The following is a 21,145-nucleotide window of genomic DNA, read 5'->3' as shown; positions in this document are numbered from 1 at the left end:
CAGTGAGCAGGATCGTTGCCGGAGCCGCGGGCGGTACCCCCCTTCAGTCCGTTCCGGGGTCCCTGACAAGGCCCACCACCGACCGGGTTAAGGAGGCACTCTTCTCGCGGCTGGATGCTTTTGACGTCATCAGCGGGGCGCGGGTGCTGGACCTGTACGCCGGCTCAGGCTCGCTGGGTGTGGAGAGCGGCAGCAGGGGCGCGCAGACAGTGGACCTGGTGGAGTTCGATGCCAAGGCGAGTGCCGTCTGCCAACGCAATGCCGACCTCATCAATGGGGTCTTGGGCCGCAAAGCCGTGACTGTCCACCGCTCAAAAGTCGAGCCCTTCCTGGAACGCGCCGCCGACACTGCAACCTGGGACCTGGTGTTCGCGGACCCGCCCTATCATCTGGACGAGATCGCGCTGTCAGCGGTGCTCGAAAAACTCTCCGCTCATCTTTCGCCGGCGGCTGTGCTGGTGGTGGAACGGTCGTCCCGCTCACCGGAACCGAGCTGGCCTGGTGGCCTGGCGCGGTTTGCTGAGAAGAAATACGGCGAGACCCGGCTGTGGTTCGCAGAGCCGTTTGTGCCGGACGCCATCGACCCGGACGAGGTGGATAAAGACAGGGTCGACCCGGACGACGTCGAAGAAGACGCGGTCGATCAGGACTAGGGCGCCAGTGCGTCCAGGTCCACGCCGGCCAGGACCTTAGCGGGATGCGGGCCGCGGGACACTAATTCCGCGGACCAGTCTTCAGGCCAGGGCGTCTGGGTGCCGACGAGGACGATGTTGCCCGGGTAGCGGCCCTCGAACATTCCTGTTTCGGCAAACGCGGCCACGTCGCCCATCGCCCGCCGCATTGCTTCCACCTGGCTGCGGACCAGGGTGAGCCCCGGCTCGTCGCCCACATTGACGATCAGCAGCCCGCGCGGGGTGAGCCGTTCCCGCACCTCGCCGTAGAACTCAGTGCAGGCAAGGTGCTCCGGCGCTTCCGGGCCGGAAAAGATGTCCAGGATGACGACGTCGAACCGGCGTTCGGGTTCGAGTTCAGCGAGGGCACCGCGGGCATCCCCGATAATGGTGTGCAGGTCCGTCCCCTCCTGGAGGGGCAGCTGGCGCAGGACGAAATCCAGCAGTTCACGTTCCAGCTCCACCGCGTGCTGGACCGACCCCGGGCGGGTCGCCTGGATATAGCGGGCCAGAGTCAGCGCGCCTGCCCCCAGATGCAGTGCCGCCACGGGCATTCCTGCAGGGGCGGCCAAATCCACCAGATGGCCGATCCGCCGCAGATACTCGTAGAAGATCTCGTCCGGCCGTGAAAGGTTCACATGGGACTGCTCCGCGCCGCCGATGCTGAGTACGTAGCTGCCGTCGGTGAAGGCGTCCGGTTCGATGGTTGCGTGTTGCCCGGTGGTGCGAAGGAACCGTTCCGCCCGCCCATTGCTGCCTGCCCGCATCAAAGCCGGTCGCTGAGGGTAGCCAGCCGGGCGGCGGCTTCCTCCAGGACCCCGGTCTTTTTGCAGAACGCAAACCGGAGGAGGCTGCGCGTCCTCTCAGCTCCCTCGGGATGGCAGAAAACAGGGACCGGGATGGCGGCCACCCCAACCAGGCCAGGGAGCTTGCGCGCCAGCTCCACAGAGTCATGAATGCCCAGCGGTGCAGTGTCCACGTTGACGAAGTAGGTTCCCTGCGGGGTGAAAACGTCGAAGCCCGCCGCCCGGAGGCCTTCGCTGAGGATGTCCCGCTTGCGCTTCAGGGTGTCGGCAATATCTTTGTAAAAAGCGTCCGGCAGGCCGAGGCCCATGGCAATCGCCGACTGGAACGGCGTGCCCGAACTGTAGGTGAGGAACTGCTTGACCGTGCGCACAGCAGACACGAGTTCCTCCGGACCTGTGAGCCAGCCGATCTTCCAGCCGGTCAGGGAGAAGGTCTTTCCGGCCGAGGAAATGGTGATCGTCCGCTCGCCGGCGCCCGGCAGGGATGCCACGGGCACGTGGCGGTCGCCGAAGGTGAGGTGTTCGTAAACCTCGTCGGTGACGATCAGGCAGTCGTGCTTTCGGGCCAGGTCGACGACGCGCTGCAGCACCGCGCGCGGAAAGACGGCGCCGGTGGGGTTGTGCGGGTTGTTCAGCAGTACCACCCGGGTCCGCTCGTTGAAAGCCGACTCCAGGGCGGCGAGGTCAGGCATGAAGTCCGGGGCCAGCAGGGGTGCCGTTACGTGGGTGGCGCCGGAAAGGCCGATGACTGCGCCGTACGAGTCGTAGAACGGTTCAAAGGTCAGCACCTCGTCGCCGGGTCCGGTAAACGCCAGCAGGGAGGCGGCGATGCCCTCGGTGGCGCCGGTAGTGACGATCACCTCGGTCTGTGGGTCGGGGGAGAGTCCGTAGAACCTTTGCTGGTGCGCAGCCACTGCTTCGCGCAGCTCCAGGACGCCTTTGCCCGGCGCGTACTGGTTCGCCCCGGAGGCGATGGCTGCGCGGGCGGCTTCGCGTATCTCCAGCGGTCCGTCCTCGTCTGGAAAGCCCTGGCCCAGGTTGATGGCGCCGGTCTGGACCGCCAGGGTGGTCATTTCTTCGAAGATCGTGACTCCCAGCCCGCCGTCGCGCCCCAGGAGGTTGGCTCCGAGCGCGGTCCGCTGCCAGGGGGCAGGGGCCGTGGGGGTGGAAACTTCCCGTCGTGGATGCATCCAGTCATGGTATCCCGGCCATTTCATGGGGTAGGTTCGGAGCATGAGACGTGCAGTCTGCCCCGGATCCTTTGACCCCATCCACAATGGACATCTTGAGGTTATTGCCCGGGCTGCGGGCCTTTTTGATGAAGTCATCGTTGCGGTCTCCACCAACCCGGCAAAAAAGTACAAGTTCACCTTGGAAGAGCGCCTGGACATGGCGCGGGAAACCCTGGCCTCACTTAAGGGCATTGTGGTGGAACCCGTTGGGGAAGGGCTCCTGGCCGAGTACTGCCGCCAACGGGGCGTCTCGGCAATCGTCAAGGGCCTCCGGTCCTCTTCGGATTTCGATTACGAGCTTCCCATGGCCACTATGAACCGCCAGCTCAGCGGCGTGGAAACAGTGTTCCTGCCGGCCGAGGCCCACTACATACATCTGTCTTCCACCCTGATCAAGGAAGTCGCGGGCCTGGGCGGCAATGTATCCGAATACGTTCCCAGGTCCGTGCACAGGAGGATGCTTGCGGGCGAGTCGGCGCAGGAACAGTCGCCAAGAGGGTAGGCTAGTTCGGTACTTCGGCGCCGCCGGCTGCCTGGTTTGAGTCCCTGTGACTCTTCAGGCTAAGATGGTACGTCGGTCATATGTTCAACAGGAGTTCTCATTAAACGAGGTGCTGGTTCGCCCTTGGCGTTCGACGTCAAGGACCTCGGACGCAGTCCGGGAAGCATGCGGACACTGACGGAACATGTACCCGCACCGAGTGACCTTGGTGTGGCGCTCATTGGTGTTCAGGAAGGCTCGGATATCGAGCTGGATCTGAGGCTTGAGGCCGTACACGAAGGAATTCTGGTATCAGGAACCGCACTTGCCGGGGTAACCGGTGAATGCGGGCGATGCCTGGATCCCCTTGCGTATGACCTTGAGGTCAATGTGCAAGAACTTTTCTTCTATGAGGGCGTGGAGCTTTCGGACGAAGAAGATGATGAAGAGCAACGTCGAGTCGAGCACGATGTAATCGATCTTGAACCGGTGTTGCGGGACGCGGTTGTCACCAATCTGCCGTTCCAGCCGGTGTGCCGGGAAGACTGCCAGGGCCTTTGCTCCGAATGCGGAGTTCGCCTGGAAGACGAGCCGAGGCACCACCACGAGGTCTTGGATCCTCGCTGGGCTGCCCTAGCTGATATGGCTAAGCCTGACCGGCAAAATTGATTTGTACGAGTTTGTCTAGAGAGAAATGAGTTAGCCGTGGCTGTTCCCAAGCGGAAAATGTCTCGCTCGAATACCCGCGCCCGCCGCTCGCAGTGGAAGGCGACCGCCCCCCACCTGGTGAAGACCGTGGAGAACGGCCAGGTTACTTACAGCCTGCCGCACCAGGCAAAGGTCGTCACCGACTCGGCCGGCACCGCGCTGTTCCTTGAGTACAAGGGCCGCAAGGTCGCGGACGTCTAATCGGCCCCTCCGGCTGACATGATGTCTTCAACTGAAGAGCTTTTGAAGCGTCTCGGTGTCTCTATTGACGCCGGGACGCTTCGTCTTGCGCTCACACACCGTTCCTACGCCTACGAAAACGGCGGCATCCCTACGAACGAGCGGCTCGAATTCCTGGGCGACTCCATCCTTGGGTTCTCCGTAACGGACGCTTTGTACCGGGACAACCCGGATCTTCCCGAAGGCGACCTCGCCAAGCGGCGCTCCGCCGTGGTCAGCACCCGTGCCCTCGCCGGCATCGGACGCAGCCTCGGTATTGGCGACTACATCTACCTCGGGCAGGGCGAAAAGATCACGGAGGGCAAAAACAAGGCCTCCATCCTGGCTGACACCATGGAGGCGCTGATCGGTGCCACCTATGTGTCCAACGACATTGAGACGGCCCGCCAGCTTGTTATGCGCCTGATCGGGCCCCTGCTCAAGGATGCCGCCGCTTTGGGTGCCGGGACCGACTGGAAAACCAGCATCCAGGAACTCGCAGCCAGCCGGCAGCTCGGAACCATCCACTACGCGGTGGAGGGCTCTGGCCCGGACCACGCACGGGTCTTTTCCGCTGCCCTGCACATTGGCGGCAAGGCCTATGGCAAAGGCACCGGACACTCGAAAAAGGAAGCGGAGCAAGTAGCTGCCGCCGACGCCTGGCGCACCCTTACCGGCGATGCCGGTTCCGCGCCGGCGGGCAAGCCGGCCGGTTCCGTAGCCGCCAAGTAGTCGACGTGCCTGAGCTTCCCGAGGTTGAGGTGGTCCGTCGCGGCCTGGTGAGCTGGGTCCGCGGCAGGACCATCGAACGTGTGGAAGTCCTCGACCAGCGCTCGATCCGCCGTCACGCGCTGGGAACTGAAGACTTCGTCGGTAACCTCGAAGGCGCAACGGTTGCCGACGTCGTGCGGCGGGGCAAGTTCCTCTGGATGCCGTTGCTTGATACATCCGTAGGCCGGGACGCGGCTGCCGCAGGGCGGCCGGCCGGCCGGCCGCAGGTGGCACTCATGGCGCATCTGGGCATGAGTGGCCAGCTGCTGATGCAGGACCGGAATGTCCCGGACGAGAAACACCTCAAAGTTCGGATCCGGTTGAGTCCGCGCGACGGCATGCCGGAGCAGTTGCGGTTCGTGGACCAGCGGATCTTTGGTGGCCTGTTCGTCACCGCTATGGTTCCAACGGACGACGGCGGCCCCGGCGGCCTCGCTGAATCGCCCCTTCCGCTGATTGCTGAGGAGGCGGCACACATTGCACGCGACCCCCTGGATCCGGCCTTTTCCTTTGACCTCTTCTATCGCCGCCTCCGCAAACGCAAAACAGGACTGAAGCGTGCCCTGCTGGACCAGGGCCTGGTGTCCGGCATTGGAAATATCTACGCCGATGAGGCGTTGTGGCGTGCCCGTCTTCATTACGCCCGGCCCACTGACACCCTGCGTCGCACCGAAGCGGAAAGGGTGTTGGGCAGCGCGCGTGAGGTCATGCTCGATGCGCTGGCCGCAGGCGGAACCAGCTTCGATTCCCTGTATGTGAATGTCAACGGTGCCTCGGGGTACTTCGACCGTTCCCTCAACGCCTACGGGCGGGAAGGCCAGCCGTGCAAGCGGTGTGCCGCTGCGGGAATCCACGCGTTCATTCGCCGGGAGCAGTTCATGAACCGTTCCTCATACACCTGTCCTGTGTGCCAGACCCGTCCCCGGAACGGGCGCTGGTAGGCAAACAGGGCCATAGTTCACGCCTTGTACGGCGTCTCGGCCGGGTCTTCGGCATGTGACGCAGTAGATTTGGTGCAGGGAAGCACCCGTCCCAGCCATCCAGGAGATCCAAAAGCCTTGCACCTCAAAAGCCTGACCGTCCGGGGGTTCAAGTCGTTTGCGTCCGCCACCACCTTCAACTTCGAACCCGGCGTCACCGCCGTCGTGGGCCCCAACGGCTCCGGCAAGTCCAACGTGGTGGACGCCCTCGCTTGGGTTATGGGGGAGCAGGGCGCCAAGACCCTGCGCGGCGGCAAGATGGAGGACGTCATCTTCGCCGGAACATCAGGCCGGGCCCCACTCGGACGCGCGCACGTCTCGTTGACCATCGACAACACTGACGGTGCCCTGCCCATCGAATACAGCGAAGTGACCATTTCCCGGACACTCTTCCGTGCCGGCGGTTCCGAGTACGCCATCAACGGTGCCGGCTGCCGGCTGCTGGACATCCAGGAACTGCTGTCCGACTCGGGCTTGGGCCGGGAGATGCATGTCATTGTGGGCCAGGGGCAGCTGGACCGCGTCCTCCACGCAACCCCCGAGGACCGCCGGGGCTTCATCGAGGAAGCCGCCGGAATCCTGAAACACAGGCGCCGCAAGGAGCGGACAGTCCGCAAGCTCGAAGCCATGCAGGCCAACCTGCAGCGCCTTACCGACCTCACGGGGGAGATCAGGCGCCAGCTGACCCCGCTGGGCAAACAGGCGGAGGTGGCCCGCCGTGCCCAGCGCGTGCAGTTCGACGTCCGGGACGCCAAGGCACGGCTTCTTGCAGACGACCTCGTCCAGCTGCAGGAAGCACTGGAGCAGGACGTCGCGGACGAAGCCGCGCTGAAAGCACGGCGGACCGCCGTCGAGCAGGAACTGGAAACAGGGCGCCGGCAGCAGGCTGCCCTGGAGCAGTTGGCCGCGGAAGCCACGCCGAAACTGAACGCGGCAAGGGACACCTGGTACCGGCTCACCGCCGCGCGTGAACGGCTCCGTTCCCTCGGAACCCTGGCGCAGGAACGCAGCCGCCTGCTCGGGTCCACGGAACCTCCGGCAGCCGGCCGCGATCCCGAACAGCTGGAGCGGCAGGCCGCGCGGGTCCGGGGGGAACTAGCCGAGCTCGAACGTCACATCCTGGATAAACGCAGCGGCCTTGAGGCCTCCAGCGCAGCGAAGGCAGAGGCAGAGGCGGCTGCCCTGGCCGAAGACAAGCGGCTCACGGCTGTGCTGCGGGCAGCCGCTGACCGGCGCGAAGGACTGGCGCGGCTGGCCGGACAGGTAGCTGCTGCGAGGTCACGCGTCGAATCCGCGCAGGCTGAATTGGGCAGGCTCCGGGAATCCCAGGCTGCCGGGGCGGAACGGCGCGCCCGGGCTCAGTCCGAGTTCACCGCGCTCGAAAACCAGGTGGCAGGAGTGGAAGAAGGGGAGGAATCCCTCGACGCCGACTATGAAGCCGCCAGCGCGGCACTCGATGCAGTGCTCCAGGACATCTCCAACCTCAAAGCCGCCGTCAGTGAAGGAATCCGAAAGCGTGATGCCCTGGCAGCGCGCCGGGACGCCCTGCAACTCGGGCTCAGCCGGAAAGACGGGGCAGGCCACGTCCTCGAAGCCGGCCTGGCAGGGGTAATGGGAACCCTCGCAGGGGAACTGACAGTGGAACAGGGTTATGAAACGGCGATAGCCGCTGCCCTGGGCGAAGCGTCCGAAGCGGTCCTCGTACGGGACCACGAGGCAGCAGCGGGCGTGGTTCAACTTCTCAAGGACGACGACGCCGGGAGGGCAGCGTTGCTGCTTGAACTCGTGGGTGCCGCCCAGGGGGCCGGAGCCGGCGGTGCCCCGTCCGGCAAGGCCCCAGCACTGCCGGACGGAGCGCGCTGGGCAGCGGAACTGGTGCAGGACGCCGGACGCGCAGCCCCTGCAGTGAGGCATCTGCTGGCCGCGACCGCCGTCGTCGCTGACGTAGAGGCGGCCGCCGCGCTGGTGGCCGCCCGCCCCGGCACCACCGCAGTGACCCGGGCGGGGGACGTTTTCACCGTGGTTTCAGCCACCGGCGGGTCCGCGAAGGCGCCGTCCCTCCTCGAGGTCCAGGCTGCAGTGGACGACGCCGAAGGCAAGCTTTCATCCGTCACCGCGGCGCTGGAGCGGAACAGGTTCGCCCTGGCCGGGGCAGAGGCCCGGCAGGCTGAGGCGCAGGAACGGGCGGACGCGGCCCTTGACCGGCTGCATGAATCAGATGCCAGGCTCGCAGCGGTGGCGGAACGGCTGGGACACCTCAACTCCGTACTCCGCAGCGCGGTGGGCGAGAGCGACAGGCTGGCGGCATCGCTCGCAGGGGCAGAAGCAAATGTTGTGGCGGAGCAGGAGGCGCTCGCCGCCATGGCTGCTCGGCTGGCCGCAGCCCAGGAGGCACCGCTGGAGCAGGAGCCCTCCACCGAACACCGGGATGCCCTCGCCCAGGCTGCCTCAACAGCCCGGGCCGCCGAGGTGGAGGCCCGGCTGGCACTGCGCAGCGCCGAAGAGCAGCTGGCCGCCACCCGGAACCGGGTGGAGTCGCTGGAACGCGCCGCTGCCACCGAGCGCCGCGCCCGTGAGGAAGCAGCGGAACGCGCCCGTCGCCGCAGGGCCCAGGCGAAAAGGGCTGCCGCCGTAGCGGCCGCTGTTGAACTCGCCCTGCGGTACATGGACGTGTCCGTGGACCTGGCAAGGCATGAACGCGACCTCGCTGAAGAGAACCGGGAACAGCGCGACAAGGAACTGCTGCATATCCGGACCGCGAATGACTCACTGGCGCGGGAACTTGCCGAGCTCACGGACAACGTCCACCGCGATGAGCTTGCCCGCACGCAGCAACTGGCCCGTATTGAAGCCCTGGAGAGCCGCTCCATCGATGAACTCGGCATCACCCCGGATGCCCTGGTGGCGGAATATGGGCCGGCGGTCCCTGTCCCGGTACCTGCTGAAGAAAGCGGCGACAAATGGGCAGCGCTGCGCGCCCCGGTGGACTCCAGTGGCGCGGAGATCATCGCGGGGAAACCCTATGTCCGCGAAGAGCAGGAGAAGCGGCTCAAGAAAGCAGAACGCGATCTCGCCAGCCTGGGCAGGGTCAACCCCCTGGCGCTGGAGGAATTCGCCGCGCTCGAGGAACGCCACCAGTTCCTCAGCACCCAACTGGAGGACCTCAAGGCAAGCCGGAAGGACCTGCTGGACATCATCAAGGAAGTGGATGACCGCGTTCAGCGGGTGTTCACGGAAGCCTTCGAGGATACCCAGGCACAATTCGTCAGGGTCTTCGCCCGGCTGTTCCCCGGAGGTGAGGGACGGCTGGTGCTCACCGATCCTTCGGATATGCTCACCACCGGGATCGAAGTCGAGGCACGCCCCGCCGGCAAGAAAATCAAACGCCTTTCGCTCCTGTCCGGCGGTGAGCGCTCACTGACTGCCGTGGCCCTGCTGGTAGCCATTTTTAAGGCACGCCCGTCGCCGTTCTACGTGATGGATGAAGTGGAGGCTGCCCTCGATGACACAAACCTGGGCAGGCTCATCACCATCTTCGAGGAACTCCGGGAGTCCAGTCAGCTCATCGTAATCACCCACCAGAAGCGGACCATGGAAGTAGCAGACGCACTCTACGGCGTGACCATGAGGGGCGACGGCGTCTCCACAGTGATCAGCCAGCGCCTGGGCGCCGACGTGTAAGCAGGGTGAAGGGGCGGGCTGCGCCTGCCCCGCCCAACACGTCCGCTGCGTTATGAGAAGCTAGGGGAGTGAATGACATCCTCCCCATAATTTTGTCCATTGTTGCTGCCTTGGCGGTTATTGGCGGGCTGATTCCGGTCCTGCTTAAGACACGGAAGAACATCACCCAGTACCCGGGAACCCGGGATGCCAACGACCCCGTCCTGCCGCGGAGTGGAAGCACGGCCGTTGACGACAACCCGGCAGCGGCGACGGACCGCAGGGCACCGGACGGCGTGGACCTGGAGGGGCTGGAAACCACCACGGTTCCCGACGATGCCGCCGGGCTGGAAGTCATTTCGGTGGAGACGCCCATGCCCGTCGCCGGCCGGCTCATCCGCCTTCGCGAACGGCTGGTCCGCTCCAACAACGTCATGGGCAAGGGACTCCTGGTCCTGCTTTCCAGTGACAGGATCGACGAAAACGTCTGGGACGAAGTTGAGGAAACCCTCCTTCTGGCGGACCTCGGCACCGAACCCACCATGCAGCTCGTGGACGCCCTGCGCGAACGCGTGAAGGTGCTGGGCACCCGGACTCCCGAGCAGGTCAAGCTGCTGCTCCGGGAGGAACTCATCAAGCTGGTTGACCCCACCATGGACCGCACGCTGAATGTCCAGCGGCACGCTGACAGGCCTGCCGTCATAATGGTGGTCGGCGTGAACGGCGTCGGCAAAACCACCACTGTGGGCAAACTCGCGCGCGTGCTGGTGGCCGAAGACAAGGACGTCATCCTTGGCGCCGCGGACACGTTCCGGGCAGCCGCCGCTGAGCAGCTGGCAACCTGGGGCCAGCGGGTCGGCGTTCCAACAGTGAAGTCGGACATCCACGGCGCCGATCCGGCTTCAGTGGCCTACGAGGCTGTGAAGGCGGGCATCGACCAGGAAGTCGACGTAGTGATGATTGATACCGCCGGCCGGCTCCAGAACAAGGTCGGGCTTATGGACGAGCTGGGCAAGGTCAAGCGCGTGGTGGAAAAGCTGGCTGAAGTGGACGAGGTCCTCCTCGTGCTGGATGCCACCACCGGCCAGAACGGCCTGAACCAGGCGCGGGTGTTCTCTGAGGTGGTCAACATCACCGGTATCGTCCTGACGAAGCTGGACGGTACGGCCAAGGGCGGCATCGTCGTCGCGATCCAAAAGACCCTCGGCGTTCCGGTCAAGCTGATCGGACTGGGTGAAGGTGCTGACGACCTTGCCCCGTTCGAGGCTGAAGCGTTTGTGGACGCCCTGCTGAACTAGCGTCCGTCCGCTGTGCCCGGGCCCTTGGCGGCCCGAAGGGTCTCGCGGGTGCCGAGCCAGGTGCAGGCGGCAACCAGCATGATGCCGCCGGTGACTCCGAACGCCCAGCCATAGCCCAGCCGGTCCGCCAGCACACCGGCCAGTACGGGTCCAACGATCGCGCCGACGTCGGACGTCATCTGGTAAACCGCCAGGACCTTGCCGCCGGAGCGCCCGTTGCCGATCACATCGGCGACGGCGGCCTGCTGGGCGGGTCCGAACAATCCGGAGCCGACGCCGGCCAGCGCCGAGGCTGCCAGGAACCATGCCAGTTCGCCGGCGAAGCCGATCCCGCCCGTGGCCGCGGCAGCCACGAGCAGGCCCGAGATCATCATGGGCTTGCGACCCATGCTGTCGGCCAGGCGGCCCGAAAACGTCAGCGCCAGGGCGTTGCCCGCGGCGAAGACCGCCAGCGCCAGCCCTGCTGCCTCGGGTCCGGCTCCAAAGACAGCCGCGGCAAACAGGGGAACCGTGGCCATGCGTACGCCGAAGGTGGCCCACCCGTTGGCGAAGCTGGACACCAGGGCAGCCCGGTACGCTCCCGACGCCAGGGCTTCTCCGAGCTTCATCGCCGGGTCGCGCTGCTGCGCCTCAGCGGAGCCTCTGCGCTCGTGGCTCAGCTGTGTCTGGACCACCAGTGCGGCCACTACCAGGGCTGCGGCGTACGCCAGGAAGGGTATTCGGAGACCGAATCCTGCCAACAGTCCGCCCACAATCGGCCCGCAGACGTTACCAATCAGGAACGCTGAGGCGTACGCTCCGGACACCCTGCCCCGGCTCTCCGGAGGCGCCAACCGAATCACCAGCGCCATGGAGGCCACGGTGAACATGACTGAACCGGCGCCGCCGAGCCCGCGGAAAAGCAGCAACTGCCAGTAGTCCTGTGCGAACGCGCACGCCGCCGTGGACAGGGCCACAATCAGCAGCCCCGCCACGTATACGGGCCGTTCTCCCAGTTTGCCGATCATGCTTCCGCCCGCGGGGGCAAACACCAGCCGCATAAAAGCGAAGATGGCAACAATCACGGACGCCTCCGTGTTGCCCACCCCGAATGTCGTGGCAAACTGCGGCAATACGGGCGCAACAAGCCCGAATCCCAGCGCGATCAGGAACGCGGCCGCGAGCATCACCTTAATGTCCCGGGGAAGCCGGTCCCGTTGCGGCCGGAGGCGGGCCAAAATCCTTGATGTGGCGCCGCTTCCGCGGGGTGCTGCCGTCATGGTGCGCAAATCCTTGCATTCTGGAGTGCCGGGTGCCGGCGAAAACGATGAAACACAACCGTAACAAGCACGATATGCACCATTTACTTCCTAGAGGTTGTTGTAACAGCCCGGAAATCCAAATCCTCCGTGGGCGAAACACGGTGCGGACAAACTCGTTACAGGACGCAAAAAGGCGTTGGCAGGCGGAGGACTCCGCATTATTCGACCAGAGAGGACGTGCACCATGGAACTCACCCCAGGTCACGTATGGATCATGGTGTCGGCAGCCCTCGTGCTGCTCATGACACCGGGTCTGGCATTTTTCTACGGCGGCATGACCCGCGCCAAGGCCGCACTGAACATGATGATGATGAGCTTCATCTCCATCGGCATGGTGGGCGTTGTCTGGGTCCTGTGGGGCGCCTCCATGAGTTCCGGTGAAGGATTCCTGCAGATCGTCGGCAACCCGTTCGCCACCTTCGGCCTCGAAGGGATCGACACTCCTGACGGACTGATCAAGGTTGGCTACGCTGCCACCTTCGCCATCATCACCGTCGCACTGATCAGCGGTGCCATCGCGGACAGGGCAAAGTTCGGCGCCTGGAGCGTCTTCGTCCCTGTCTGGGTCACCCTGGTGTACTGCCCCCTGGCCTACATGGTCTGGGGCGGCGGCCTCTTCGGTCCCGAAGGCGCTGTAGGCCAGGCACTTGGCCCGGCCATCGACTTCGCCGGCGGCACCGTAGTCCACATCAACGCAGGCGTTGCCGCACTGGTCCTCGTCCTCATCATCGGCAACCGCAAGGGCTTCGGCAAGGATCCCAACCACCGCCCGCACAACATCCCGTTCGTGATGCTCGGCGCGGCCATGCTGTGGTTCGGCTGGTTCGGTTTCAACGGCGGCGCCGCCGCCACCGCGGAACAGGGCGGCCTCATCTGGGTCAACACCCTCGCAGCACCCGCCGCCGCAATGCTCGGCTGGCTTGTCACCGAACGTATCCGCGATGGACACCCCACTTCCCTGGGTGCAGCATCCGGTGTGGTTGCCGGCCTGGTGGCCATCACCCCCGCCTGTGCCAATGTCAGCCCGGTCGGCGCCCTCGGCCTCGGTGTGGTTGCCGGTGTGGCATCCGCCCTGGCAGTGGGGCTGAAGTTCCGCTGGGGCTTCGATGACTCGCTCGACGTCGTGGGCGTCCACCTCGTCTCCGGCATCATCGGCACCGTGGCCCTCGGCTTCATCGCACTGCCCGCCGACGGCGTGGGCGGCGGCCTCTTTTACGGCGGCGGCATGACCCAGATGTGGGCCCAGCTCGCGGCAGCCGGCATCGCCATTGCCTACTCCGCGATCCTGACCGCGATCATCGCCCTGGCCATCCACAAGACCATGGGCTTCCGGGTCTCGCAGGAACAGGAGACGGTGGGTGTGGACCTCAGCCTGCACGCCGAAACCGCCTACGAGTTCGGTGTTGGCGGCCACGGCGGAAGCTTCCAGCCGCTGCACGACATGATCACGGGCAAAACCCAGCCGGAGGCTGCACAGGCTACCGAAGCCACGGCGGACGCCCAGAAGACCACATCAGCAACAGGCAAGGAAAGCGTGGGGGCATGAAACTGATTACCGCAATCGTTAGGCCGGAGAAGCTGGAAGCCATCCGCGAAGGGCTGGAGGCCTACGGCGTACAGGGCCTTACGGTCAGCGCGGCCAGCGGCTACGGCCGGCAGCGCGGCTACACCGAGGTGTACCGCGGAGCCGAGTACAACGTGGATCTCCTGCCGAAGATCCGGGTGGAAGTCCTGGCAACAGATGAGCAGGTAGACGACATCCTGGATGTCATCATCGCCAGCTCAAACACCGGCCGGGCCGGGGACGGCAAGGTCTGGACCATGGACGTCTTTGAGGCAGTGCGGGTCCGGACAGGCGAACGGGGAGTAGCCGCCATCTAGGCGGACGCCACCCGGCAGAGCAGTCACAGAAGAGCGGGCAGGAAACCGGAAGGTTTCCTGCCCGCTCTTCTGTTTGTCCTGTTCACTTCGACCCACCGCTGCCGGGTCCGCTCGTTAAGCTTTCCGCGCTACTCAGCCTGCGCGGTACCGGACCATTCCGCCGGTCCGGACGATCCGGCGTCGTACTCCTCCAGCGGGACCGTGCCCTGTTGCCATGCCCTCAGGACCGGCTCCACAATCCGCCAGCAATCTTCTGCCGTATCGCCGCGGACGGAGAGCAGCGGGTCGCCGGCGAGCACGCCCTCCAGCACTTCACCATAAGGGAGGAGCTCCGAGGCGCTCAGTTCCGCTTCGAGGGTGAGCCGGCTGAGACTGAGGATTTCGCCGGGGCCGTTCACGTCCACGTCAAACTGGAGGGTGTCCGGCCCGAAACCGATCCGGAGCTGGTTTGGCGCGTCCACGCCCGTGAAGCCCTGGGGAAGGTGGGGGACCGGCCGGAACGTCACCACGGCCTCCTTGCGCTTGGCGCCAATGGCTTTGCCGGAACGCAGGATGAACGGAACGCCCTTCCAGCGCCAGTTATCGATTCCCACCTGGATCTGAGCCAGGGTCTCGGTACCCCGCGACGCATCGACGCCGTCCTCCTTGGCGTAGTCAGGCACTTTCTTCCCTGCCACCGTCCCGGACGTGTAGCGCGCCCTTCTGGTTGAGGCTGCGTAGGGGGCGCCGACGCGGCTGGCGCGCAGGACCGCGGAGACGGCGTCGCGCAGGTCCCGTTCGCTGATGGTCGACGGCGGCTCCATCGCCATCAGGGCCATGATCTGGAGCAGGTGGCTCTGGATCATGTCCCGGAGTGCGCCGGCGCCGTCGTAGTAGCGGGCCCTGCCCTCCAGCGCGAGGTCCTCGTCGAAGATGATCTCCACCTTCTCCACGTGCTGGCGGTTCCATACTGGCTCCAGGAAGTTGTTGGCAAAACGCAGGCCCAGGATGTTCAGGACTGTGGCCTTGCCCAGGAAGTGGTCGACCCGGTGGATATGGTCCTCCGGTACCAGCCGCACCAGGGTCCGGTTGAGTGAGCGGGCTGATTCCTCATTGGAACCAAAGGGCTTTTCCATCACCAGCCGCGTGCCGGCCGGAACCTGCTCAGGCCGGAGGGCTTCACAGGCAAGCTGGCTGATCCGGGGCGGCAGGGCAAAGTAAACGGCGGTGGGACCCTCAAAGGTGGCGAGCAGCGCGGCCAGCGCACCGTCCGCCGTGACGTCCAGCTGGTGGTAGACCGTTTCCTTTTCCAGGTCCTCCAGTGCCCGCAAGCCGTCGGGGTCAGCAGACTCCGCGGATGCCGCAAAGGCCGTACGGACCCTCTCCCGCCACTGTTCCGGGGTCCAGGGATCGGAGCCTGCCCCGACGAGCCGGAGTCCCGCCGCGCGGCCCTTGGCCACAAGCCGCGCCAGGCCGGGCAGGAGCAGCCGGCCGGTGAGGTCCCCGGAAGCGCCGAGGATGAGCAGGGTTTTTACTGTTGTTTGGCTCGTCATTTTGCCAGCATGCCACCTTGCGGGCCCGACTTGGTACCCTAGATAGTCGAGTCCTGATCATCCACTGAAAGAAGTGCACGGCGCGTGTTCAATTCACTCTCTGACCGGTTGACAGCAACCTTCAAGAATCTCCGCGGCAAGGGCCGCCTCACTGAGGCGGACGTTGACGCCACAGTCCGCGAGATCCGCCGCGCCCTCCTGGACGCGGACGTTGCCGTTCCCGTTGTCCGTGAATTCACGGCCAGGGTGCGCGAACGCGCGCTGGGCGCCGAAGTTTCCGGTGCACTGAACCCCAGCCAGCAGATCGTCAAGATCGTTAACGAGGAACTCGTAGAGATCCTCGGCGGCGAGACCCGCCGCATCCGCCTGGCCAAGAACGGGCCCACCATCATTATGCTGGCCGGCCTCCAGGGCGCCGGTAAGACCACCCTTGCCGGCAAGCTGTCCAAATGGCTGAAGGCACAGGGCCACAGCCCCATGCTGGTGGCCTGTGACCTGCAGCGCCCCAACGCGGTAACCCAGCTCCAGGTTGTTGGCGAGCGGGCCAAGGTGCCCGTCTTCGCGCCCCACCCCGGAGCCACGTCATCCGAACTTGAGCACCCTGCCGGTGACCCGGTGGCGGTGGCCCGCGCCGGCGTTGAGGAAGCCCGGCAAAAGCTGCACGACGTCGTCATTGTCGACACCGCAGGACGCCTTGGCGTTGACGCCGACATGATGGAACAGGCGCGCCAGATCCGCCGCGCCATCGTGCCCAACGAAGTCCTGTTCGTCCTTGACGCCATGATCGGCCAGGACGCCGTTAACACTGCGCACGCCTTCGATGAGGGCGTGAACTTCACCGGCATCGTGCTGTCCAAGCTCGACGGCGATGCCCGCGGCGGTGCCGCCCTTTCGGTTGCGTCGGTCACCGGCAAGCCTGTGATGTTTGCTTCCACCGGTGAAGGCCTGGACGACTTCGAGCTCTTCCACCCGGACCGGATGGCCTCGCGCATCCTCGACATGGGCGACGTCCTCACGCTCATCGAGCAGGCCGAAAAGTCCTGGGACAAGGACGAAGCCGCCCGGATGGCGAAGAAGTTCGCCGACCAGGAGGACTTCACCCTGGACGACTTCCTGGCCCAGATGCAGCAGATCCGCAACATGGGCTCCATGAAGAAGATGCTCATGATGATGCCTGGCGCGCAGAACATCCGCCAGCAGCTCGAGCAGTTCGACGAGCGCGAGATCGACCGCGTCGAAGCCATCGTCCGGTCCATGACGCCGCACGAGCGCGTGGCTCCCAAGATCATCAACGGCTCCCGCCGGGCCCGCATCGCCCGCGGTTCTGGTGTGCACGTCTCCGAGGTCAACGGCCTCCTGGAGCGCTTCGCCCAGGCCCAGAAGATGATGAAGAAGATGGCCCAGGGCGGGATGCCGGGCATGCCTGGTATGCCCGGCATGCCGGGTGCGGGCGGCGGCGGCGCGCGGAAGAATGCCAAGAACGCTCCCAAGAAAAAGGCCAAATCCGGCAACCCCGCCAAGGCCGCCCAGGAGCGCAAGGATGCCGAGGCCCGGCGTGCAAATGCCGCCAAGGCGCTGCCCACCGGGGCCGCCTTCGGCCAGCAAACGGGCGACTTCGATCCTTCGCAGCTGAACCTGCCCAAGGGTTTCGACAAGTTCCTCGGCCAGTAACCACATTCGCAACCACGTAGCGCCAGGCGTCGTTTGAAGGTTCAAGGCGACACTTGGCGCTGCCCGGTTGGGTTGTCGGTGACGTGGAATAGGGTTGGGTCATGTTCAAGCAGAGGATAGTGTTCGTGCACGGCGCCGGCAGCTTCGGCTCCGTGGCCTGGCCGCGCCAGCACGGCATGGCACTTTCCTATGACGCGCTGTTCCTGCGCCGGCACGGCTACGATCCGGCCGCGGAGCCCGTCGAGTCCTCCTTCGAGGAGGACACCGCCATTGTGCTGCGGTCCCTTGCGGACGACGGCAGGGGTGCTGCCGGAGGGCATATCGTGGCTCACGCCCAGGGAGCCATCTCAGCCATGATGGCCGCCGTCGAACGGCCGGACCTGGTTTTTTCCTTGACGCTGGTGGAGCCGGCGTGCCTGTCACTGACCGCCGAGCTGCCGGCCACGGCGGCGCACATCGGTCTTATGCAGCCACTGTTCGACGTCCGGCACCAGATGAGTGATCAGGATTTCCAGCGCGAGTTTGTCCGCAGGGTCTACGCCACGGACCTGCAGCAGCCGTCCACGGCGGAGGAAAAGCGTTCCGCCAGGCGGCTCCGGCTCCAAGCCCCCTCCTGGGAAGCGCCGCTGCACATTGTTCCCGGCGTTCCCACCCTTGTCCTGACCGGGGGATGGGAGCCGCTCTACGAGGAAATTGCCGGGTACCTGCGGGAGACCGGTGCCCTGCACCGCACGGCGGCGGGAGGGCACCGGCCCCATGACTCCCGCGAAGGGGACCGCATCATCCGATCCTTCATCAGCGAGGTCAGCCGGGTCCAGTCAGCGCGGGCCTCCTAAAGGCCCTGTCCTCCGGCGGGGACGCGTGGCTCCGGCAGGTAGACCTTGCCGCCTGCCGCCAGGAATTCCTCGCTCTTGCCTTTCATGCCTAAGGCCATCTCAGCCAGGGCCGTCTGCGACTCCGCTGAACCGTATTCGTCCCGGATATCCTGGCTGATTCTCATGGAACAGAACTTGGGACCGCACATGGAGCAGAAATGCGCGGTCTTGGCTGGTTCGGCCGGGAGGGTCTCGTCGTGGAATGCCTCGGCCGTCACCGGGTCCAGGGACAACGCGAACTGGTCCCGCCAGCGGAACTCGAAGCGGGCCTTGGACAGCGCGTCATCGCGTTCGTGCGCCCCCGGGTGGCCCTTGGCGAGGTCTGCTGCGTGCGCTGCGATCTTGTACGTGATCACGCCTGTTTTAACGTCGTCCTTGTTGGGCAGGCCAAGATGTTCCTTGGGGGTGACGTAGCACAGCATGGCGGTGCCGTAGCGGGCAATCTCCGTGGCGCCGATGGCTGAGGTGATGTGGTCGTATCCCGGTGCCACGTCGGTAACAAGCGGCCCCAGCGTATAGAAGGGCGCTCCCTTGCACAGCTCCTGCTGGCGTTCGACGTTCTCCCGGACCAGATGGAATGGAATATGGCCGGGGCCCTCCACCATCACCTGCACGTCGTACTCCCAGGCGCGTTGCGCCAGCTCGGCGAGTGTGTCCAGCTCCGCGAACTGGGCGGCATCGTTGGCGTCCGCTGTTGCCCCCGGCCGCAGGCCATCACCCAGTGAAAACGCGACGTCGTACCTTGCGAAGATCCCGCAGAGCTCGTCGAAGTGCGTGTAAAGAAAGTTTTCCCGGTGATGTGCGAGGCACCAGCCCGCCATGATTGACCCGCCGCGGGACACAATGCCCGTCACCCGGTTGGCGGTCAGGGGAACGTACCGGAGCAGGACGCCGGCGTGGATGGTCATGTAGTCCACCCCCTGTTCGCACTGCTCAATGACGGTGTCCCGGAAAATCTCCCACGTGAGGGCGTTGGCTTCGCCACTGACCTTCTCAAGGGCCTGGTAGATGGGAACGGTGCCGATCGGAACCGGCGAGTTGCGGATGATCCATTCCCTGGTGGTGTGGATGTCATCGCCCGTGGAAAGGTCCATCACTGTGTCTGCGCCCCACTGGGTGGCCCACTGCAGCTTGTCCACTTCTTCTGCGATGGAACTAGTGACGGCCGAGTTGCCGATGTTGGCGTTGATCTTCACCAGGAAGGCCTTGCCGATGATCATGGGTTCAGATTCAGGATGGTTGACATTGTTGGGAATGATCGCTCTGCCGGCGGCCAGTTCACTGCGCACCAGTTCCACATCGCAGTTCTCCCGCAGGGCCACGAAGCGCATCTCCGGGGTAATGATGCCCTGCCGTGCATAGTGCATCTGCGTCACCGTCCTGCCCTCGACGGCGCGGCGGGGCACCGGCCGCGCACCCTTCCACTCCGCGCTGGCGGCGCCCCGGCGCACAGCCGAGCGGCCGTCGTCGAGCAGGTTCCGTCCCCGCCCGCCGTAGGTTTCAGTGTCCCCTCGTGCTGTTATCCACTCCGATCGGAAGGGGTTGAGGCCGCGGACGGGGTCGCTGCCCGGGCCGGCCGTACGGTAGGTACGGAAGGGCCCGTTGGCCTCGCCGTTCGGCGAATTGGTGAGGGTTATTTCCGTGACGGGCACCCGGATACCAGAGGTTTCATCATGGATAAAGGCCAGCGAATGGGACTTCAGCGACTGGGTGACAAGAGGCTGGTCCTGACCGCCGGCCATCGTGGCGGACGGAATGTGGGCAGGGTTCAGCTGTGCATTTGGTGTATTCAAGGAATACTCACTTCCTTCGCCGGCATTACCCGGACAGGTTCGACGGTCGCAGGCTGCGTCAGCCCGATCTCAGCCCCTGCAGGGGCACCCGTGTGGTCACAACGAAGCTACCACAGCCTCCCGAAGGTCAAGTGCCGCATCCGCGGTGCTAGCCTTTCGGGGCGGGAGAGAGGCAATCCATGGCAAGAATCATCCAGTTCACAGGAATGGTCCTGACCGGGCCGGACAGCGAGAAACGCGGCCTGTGGTCCGTTGACGGCAGGCTCACATTCCACCAGCCGGCAGGGGAGCCGGAGAGGATCCTGGACGGCTGGGTGCTTCCGGGGTTCGTTGACGCCCACTGCCATATCGGGCTGGGACCCGGAGGCGCGGTGGACCCCGGCACGGCGGAGGAACAGGCTCGTACCGACCTGAACGCAGGCACACTGCTGGTCCGGGACGCCGGTTCCCCTGCTGACACCCGCTTCCTGCAGGACAGGCGGGATGCCCCCGTACTGATCCGCGCCGGCAGGCATGTCGCCAGGACCCGCCGCTATCTGCGGGGCTTTGCTGAGGAAGTGGAACCGGACGGGCTGGTGGAAGCCGTCCGGAAGCAGGCGCGCGATGGCGATGGCTGGGTCAAGCTTGTGGGGGACTGGATCGACCGCGACGCCGGTGACCTGGCGCCGTCGTTTCCCGCCGCCGTCGTCAAGGACGCTGTCCAGGCGGTGCACGACGAAGGAGCCCGGATCACCGCCCATTGCTTCGCCGAAGAAACCCTGGACCAGATGCTGGACGCGGGCATCGACTGTATCGAACATGGCACCGGCCTCCTGCCACGCCACCTCCCACGGTTGGCAGAGCAGGGCGTTCCCATCGTGCCTACCCTCATCAATATCGCCACCTTCCCGGACATCGCTGCCCAGGCAGAGCCCAAGTTCCCACGGTACGCCGCACATATGCGCGCACTGTGGGAGCGCCGGGCGGAGCGGGTGCTGGAGGCGTACGAGGCAGGGGTGCAGATTTACGCCGGTACCGATGCCGGCAGCGTCATACGGCACGGCAGGATCGCGGATGAGATCCTGGCCCTCCACGGTGCAGGGCTGCCGATGGCCGCTGCCCTCGACGCTGCCTGCTGGGCCGCCCGGAAGTGGCTGGGGGCGGAGGGCTTGCAGGAGGGAGCCCGCGCGGACGTTGTGCTGTGCCGGGAGGATCCGCGGAAAGTTCCGGAAGCGGTCAGCGGGTTGGCACACGTGGTGTTGGGCGGCCGCATCCTACGTTGATACG

18 protein-coding genes and 1 riboswitch are annotated in these 21,145 nt (G+C 65.4%); of the genes, 13 read left to right on the top strand and 5 right to left on the bottom strand.

All coding sequences use genetic code 11. The annotated features are described in order from the left end of the window. The first annotated feature begins 2 nt into the window (after positions 1-2). On the top strand, positions 3-653 hold the full coding sequence (gene rsmD / locus CXQ88_RS00200; protein ID WP_104042155.1) for a 16S rRNA (guanine(966)-N(2))-methyltransferase RsmD: 651 nt from the start codon (positions 3-5) through the stop codon (positions 651-653). Here the strand turns inward: rsmD and CXQ88_RS00195 are convergent. Then, positions 650-1,438, bottom strand: a complete 789-nt coding sequence (locus tag CXQ88_RS00195; protein ID WP_104042154.1) for a spermidine synthase — start codon at positions 1,436-1,438, stop codon at positions 650-652. The genes rsmD and CXQ88_RS00195 overlap by 4 nt on opposite strands. After that, positions 1,438-2,667 (bottom strand): aminotransferase class I/II-fold pyridoxal phosphate-dependent enzyme, encoded by a 1,230-nt coding sequence (locus CXQ88_RS00190; RefSeq protein WP_258061630.1) that lies wholly within the window; start codon positions 2,665-2,667, stop codon positions 1,438-1,440. Before CXQ88_RS00190 ends, CXQ88_RS00195 begins: the two co-directional genes overlap by 1 nt. Before the next feature lie 43 nt (positions 2,668-2,710). Between CXQ88_RS00190 and coaD the strand changes: the two genes are divergently transcribed. From coaD to ftsY, 7 genes are all read left to right on the top strand, one after another. Further along, positions 2,711-3,211 carry a pantetheine-phosphate adenylyltransferase gene (gene coaD / locus CXQ88_RS00185; protein WP_104042151.1) on the top strand — a complete coding sequence of 167 codons (501 nt, stop codon included), beginning with the start codon at positions 2,711-2,713 and terminating at the stop codon, positions 3,209-3,211. A gap of 123 nt (positions 3,212-3,334) precedes the next feature. Further along, on the top strand, positions 3,335-3,859 hold the full coding sequence (locus CXQ88_RS00180; RefSeq protein WP_104042149.1) for a YceD family protein: 525 nt from the start codon (positions 3,335-3,337) through the stop codon (positions 3,857-3,859). Positions 3,860-3,895: 36 nt separating this feature from the next. Further along, positions 3,896-4,099, top strand: a complete 204-nt coding sequence (rpmF, locus tag CXQ88_RS00175) for a 50S ribosomal protein L32 (RefSeq protein WP_009356569.1) — start codon at positions 3,896-3,898, stop codon at positions 4,097-4,099. A 21-nt stretch (positions 4,100-4,120) separates the two neighbouring features. Beyond that, positions 4,121-4,849 carry a ribonuclease III gene (gene rnc, locus CXQ88_RS00170; protein WP_104042148.1) on the top strand — a complete coding sequence of 243 codons (729 nt, stop codon included), beginning with the start codon at positions 4,121-4,123 and terminating at the stop codon, positions 4,847-4,849. A 5-nt stretch (positions 4,850-4,854) separates the two neighbouring features. Continuing rightward, complete coding sequence (mutM, locus tag CXQ88_RS00165) at positions 4,855-5,829, top strand: bifunctional DNA-formamidopyrimidine glycosylase/DNA-(apurinic or apyrimidinic site) lyase (protein ID WP_104042146.1); 975 nt, start codon at positions 4,855-4,857, stop codon at positions 5,827-5,829. 117 nt (positions 5,830-5,946) lie between these two features. Further along, positions 5,947-9,549 (top strand): chromosome segregation protein SMC, encoded by a 3,603-nt coding sequence (gene smc, locus CXQ88_RS00160; RefSeq protein ID WP_181037361.1) that lies wholly within the window; start codon positions 5,947-5,949, stop codon positions 9,547-9,549. Between the two features lie 68 nt (positions 9,550-9,617). Beyond that, positions 9,618-10,826, top strand: a complete 1,209-nt coding sequence (ftsY, locus tag CXQ88_RS00155; protein WP_104042145.1) for a signal recognition particle-docking protein FtsY — start codon at positions 9,618-9,620, stop codon at positions 10,824-10,826. Here the strand turns inward: ftsY and CXQ88_RS00150 are convergent. After that, positions 10,823-12,085, bottom strand: a complete 1,263-nt coding sequence (locus CXQ88_RS00150; RefSeq protein ID WP_104042143.1) for an MFS transporter — start codon at positions 12,083-12,085, stop codon at positions 10,823-10,825. The genes ftsY and CXQ88_RS00150 overlap by 4 nt on opposite strands. 226 nt (positions 12,086-12,311) lie before the next feature. Here CXQ88_RS00150 and CXQ88_RS00145 point away from each other — a divergent pair, with 226 nt between their 5' ends. Beyond that, entirely contained in the window at positions 12,312-13,673 is a 1,362-nt protein-coding gene (locus tag CXQ88_RS00145; protein WP_104042142.1) for an ammonium transporter, read from the top strand. After that, positions 13,670-14,008, top strand: coding sequence for a P-II family nitrogen regulator (locus CXQ88_RS00140; RefSeq protein WP_104042140.1), 339 nt, complete (start codon positions 13,670-13,672; stop codon positions 14,006-14,008). Before CXQ88_RS00145 ends, CXQ88_RS00140 begins: the two co-directional genes overlap by 4 nt. A gap of 128 nt (positions 14,009-14,136) precedes the next feature. Here the strand turns inward: CXQ88_RS00140 and CXQ88_RS00135 are convergent, their stop codons facing one another. Next, complete coding sequence (locus CXQ88_RS00135) at positions 14,137-15,540, bottom strand: glucose-6-phosphate dehydrogenase (RefSeq protein WP_104042139.1); 1,404 nt, start codon at positions 15,538-15,540, stop codon at positions 14,137-14,139. An 84-nt stretch (positions 15,541-15,624) separates the two neighbouring features. Here CXQ88_RS00135 and ffh point away from each other — a divergent pair, with 84 nt between their 5' ends. After that, positions 15,625-17,211: a signal recognition particle protein gene (gene ffh, locus CXQ88_RS00130; RefSeq protein WP_104042137.1), complete on the top strand. Its 1,587-nt coding sequence runs from the start codon at positions 15,625-15,627 to the stop codon at positions 17,209-17,211. A gap of 101 nt (positions 17,212-17,312) precedes the next feature. Further along, a complete protein-coding gene (locus tag CXQ88_RS00125) occupies positions 17,313-18,047 on the top strand; it encodes an alpha/beta fold hydrolase (RefSeq protein WP_104042136.1) in 735 nt (244 codons plus the stop codon). Here CXQ88_RS00125 and thiC read toward each other — a convergent pair. Further along, positions 18,044-19,879: a phosphomethylpyrimidine synthase ThiC gene (gene thiC, locus CXQ88_RS00120; protein WP_373637676.1), complete on the bottom strand. Its 1,836-nt coding sequence runs from the start codon at positions 19,877-19,879 to the stop codon at positions 18,044-18,046. The two genes, CXQ88_RS00125 and thiC, sit on opposite strands and share 4 nt — an antisense overlap. After that, a riboswitch (TPP riboswitch) is annotated at positions 19,874-19,981 on the bottom strand. Its footprint overlaps the gene before it by 6 nt. 77 nt (positions 19,982-20,058) lie before the next feature. On the opposite strand from thiC, the gene CXQ88_RS00115 reads away from it, so the two are divergent. Further along, positions 20,059-21,141, top strand: coding sequence for an amidohydrolase family protein (locus CXQ88_RS00115; protein WP_104042134.1), 1,083 nt, complete (start codon positions 20,059-20,061; stop codon positions 21,139-21,141). Positions 21,142-21,145: the final 4 nt, after the last annotated feature.

Origin of the sequence: Arthrobacter sp. ZGTC412, assembly GCF_002929215.1 — a bacterium.
Lineage (GTDB): Bacteria > Actinomycetota > Actinomycetes > Actinomycetales > Micrococcaceae > Arthrobacter.
The sequence above is the reverse complement of the archived record's forward strand: the minus strand, read 5'-3'. Positions and strand labels throughout refer to the sequence as shown.

Excerpts from the sequence above, each read along its gene's own strand:
- CXQ88_RS00195 (WP_104042154.1), bottom strand. The coding sequence starts at position 1,438 with ATGCGGGCAGGCAGCAATGGGCGGGCGGAACGGTTCCTTCGCACCACC.
- CXQ88_RS00190 (WP_258061630.1), bottom strand. The coding sequence starts at position 2,667 with ATGCATCCACGACGGGAAGTTTCCACCCCCACGGCCCCTGCCCCCTGG.
- coaD (WP_104042151.1), top strand. The coding sequence starts at position 2,711 with ATGAGACGTGCAGTCTGCCCCGGATCCTTTGACCCCATCCACAATGGA.
- rnc (WP_104042148.1), top strand. The coding sequence starts at position 4,121 with ATGTCTTCAACTGAAGAGCTTTTGAAGCGTCTCGGTGTCTCTATTGAC.
- CXQ88_RS00150 (WP_104042143.1), bottom strand. The coding sequence starts at position 12,085 with ATGACGGCAGCACCCCGCGGAAGCGGCGCCACATCAAGGATTTTGGCC.
- CXQ88_RS00145 (WP_104042142.1), top strand. The coding sequence starts at position 12,312 with ATGGAACTCACCCCAGGTCACGTATGGATCATGGTGTCGGCAGCCCTC.
- CXQ88_RS00140 (WP_104042140.1), top strand. The coding sequence starts at position 13,670 with ATGAAACTGATTACCGCAATCGTTAGGCCGGAGAAGCTGGAAGCCATC.
- CXQ88_RS00135 (WP_104042139.1), bottom strand. The coding sequence starts at position 15,540 with ATGACGAGCCAAACAACAGTAAAAACCCTGCTCATCCTCGGCGCTTCC.
- CXQ88_RS00125 (WP_104042136.1), top strand. The coding sequence starts at position 17,313 with ATGTTCAAGCAGAGGATAGTGTTCGTGCACGGCGCCGGCAGCTTCGGC.
- CXQ88_RS00115 (WP_104042134.1), top strand. The coding sequence starts at position 20,059 with ATGGCAAGAATCATCCAGTTCACAGGAATGGTCCTGACCGGGCCGGAC.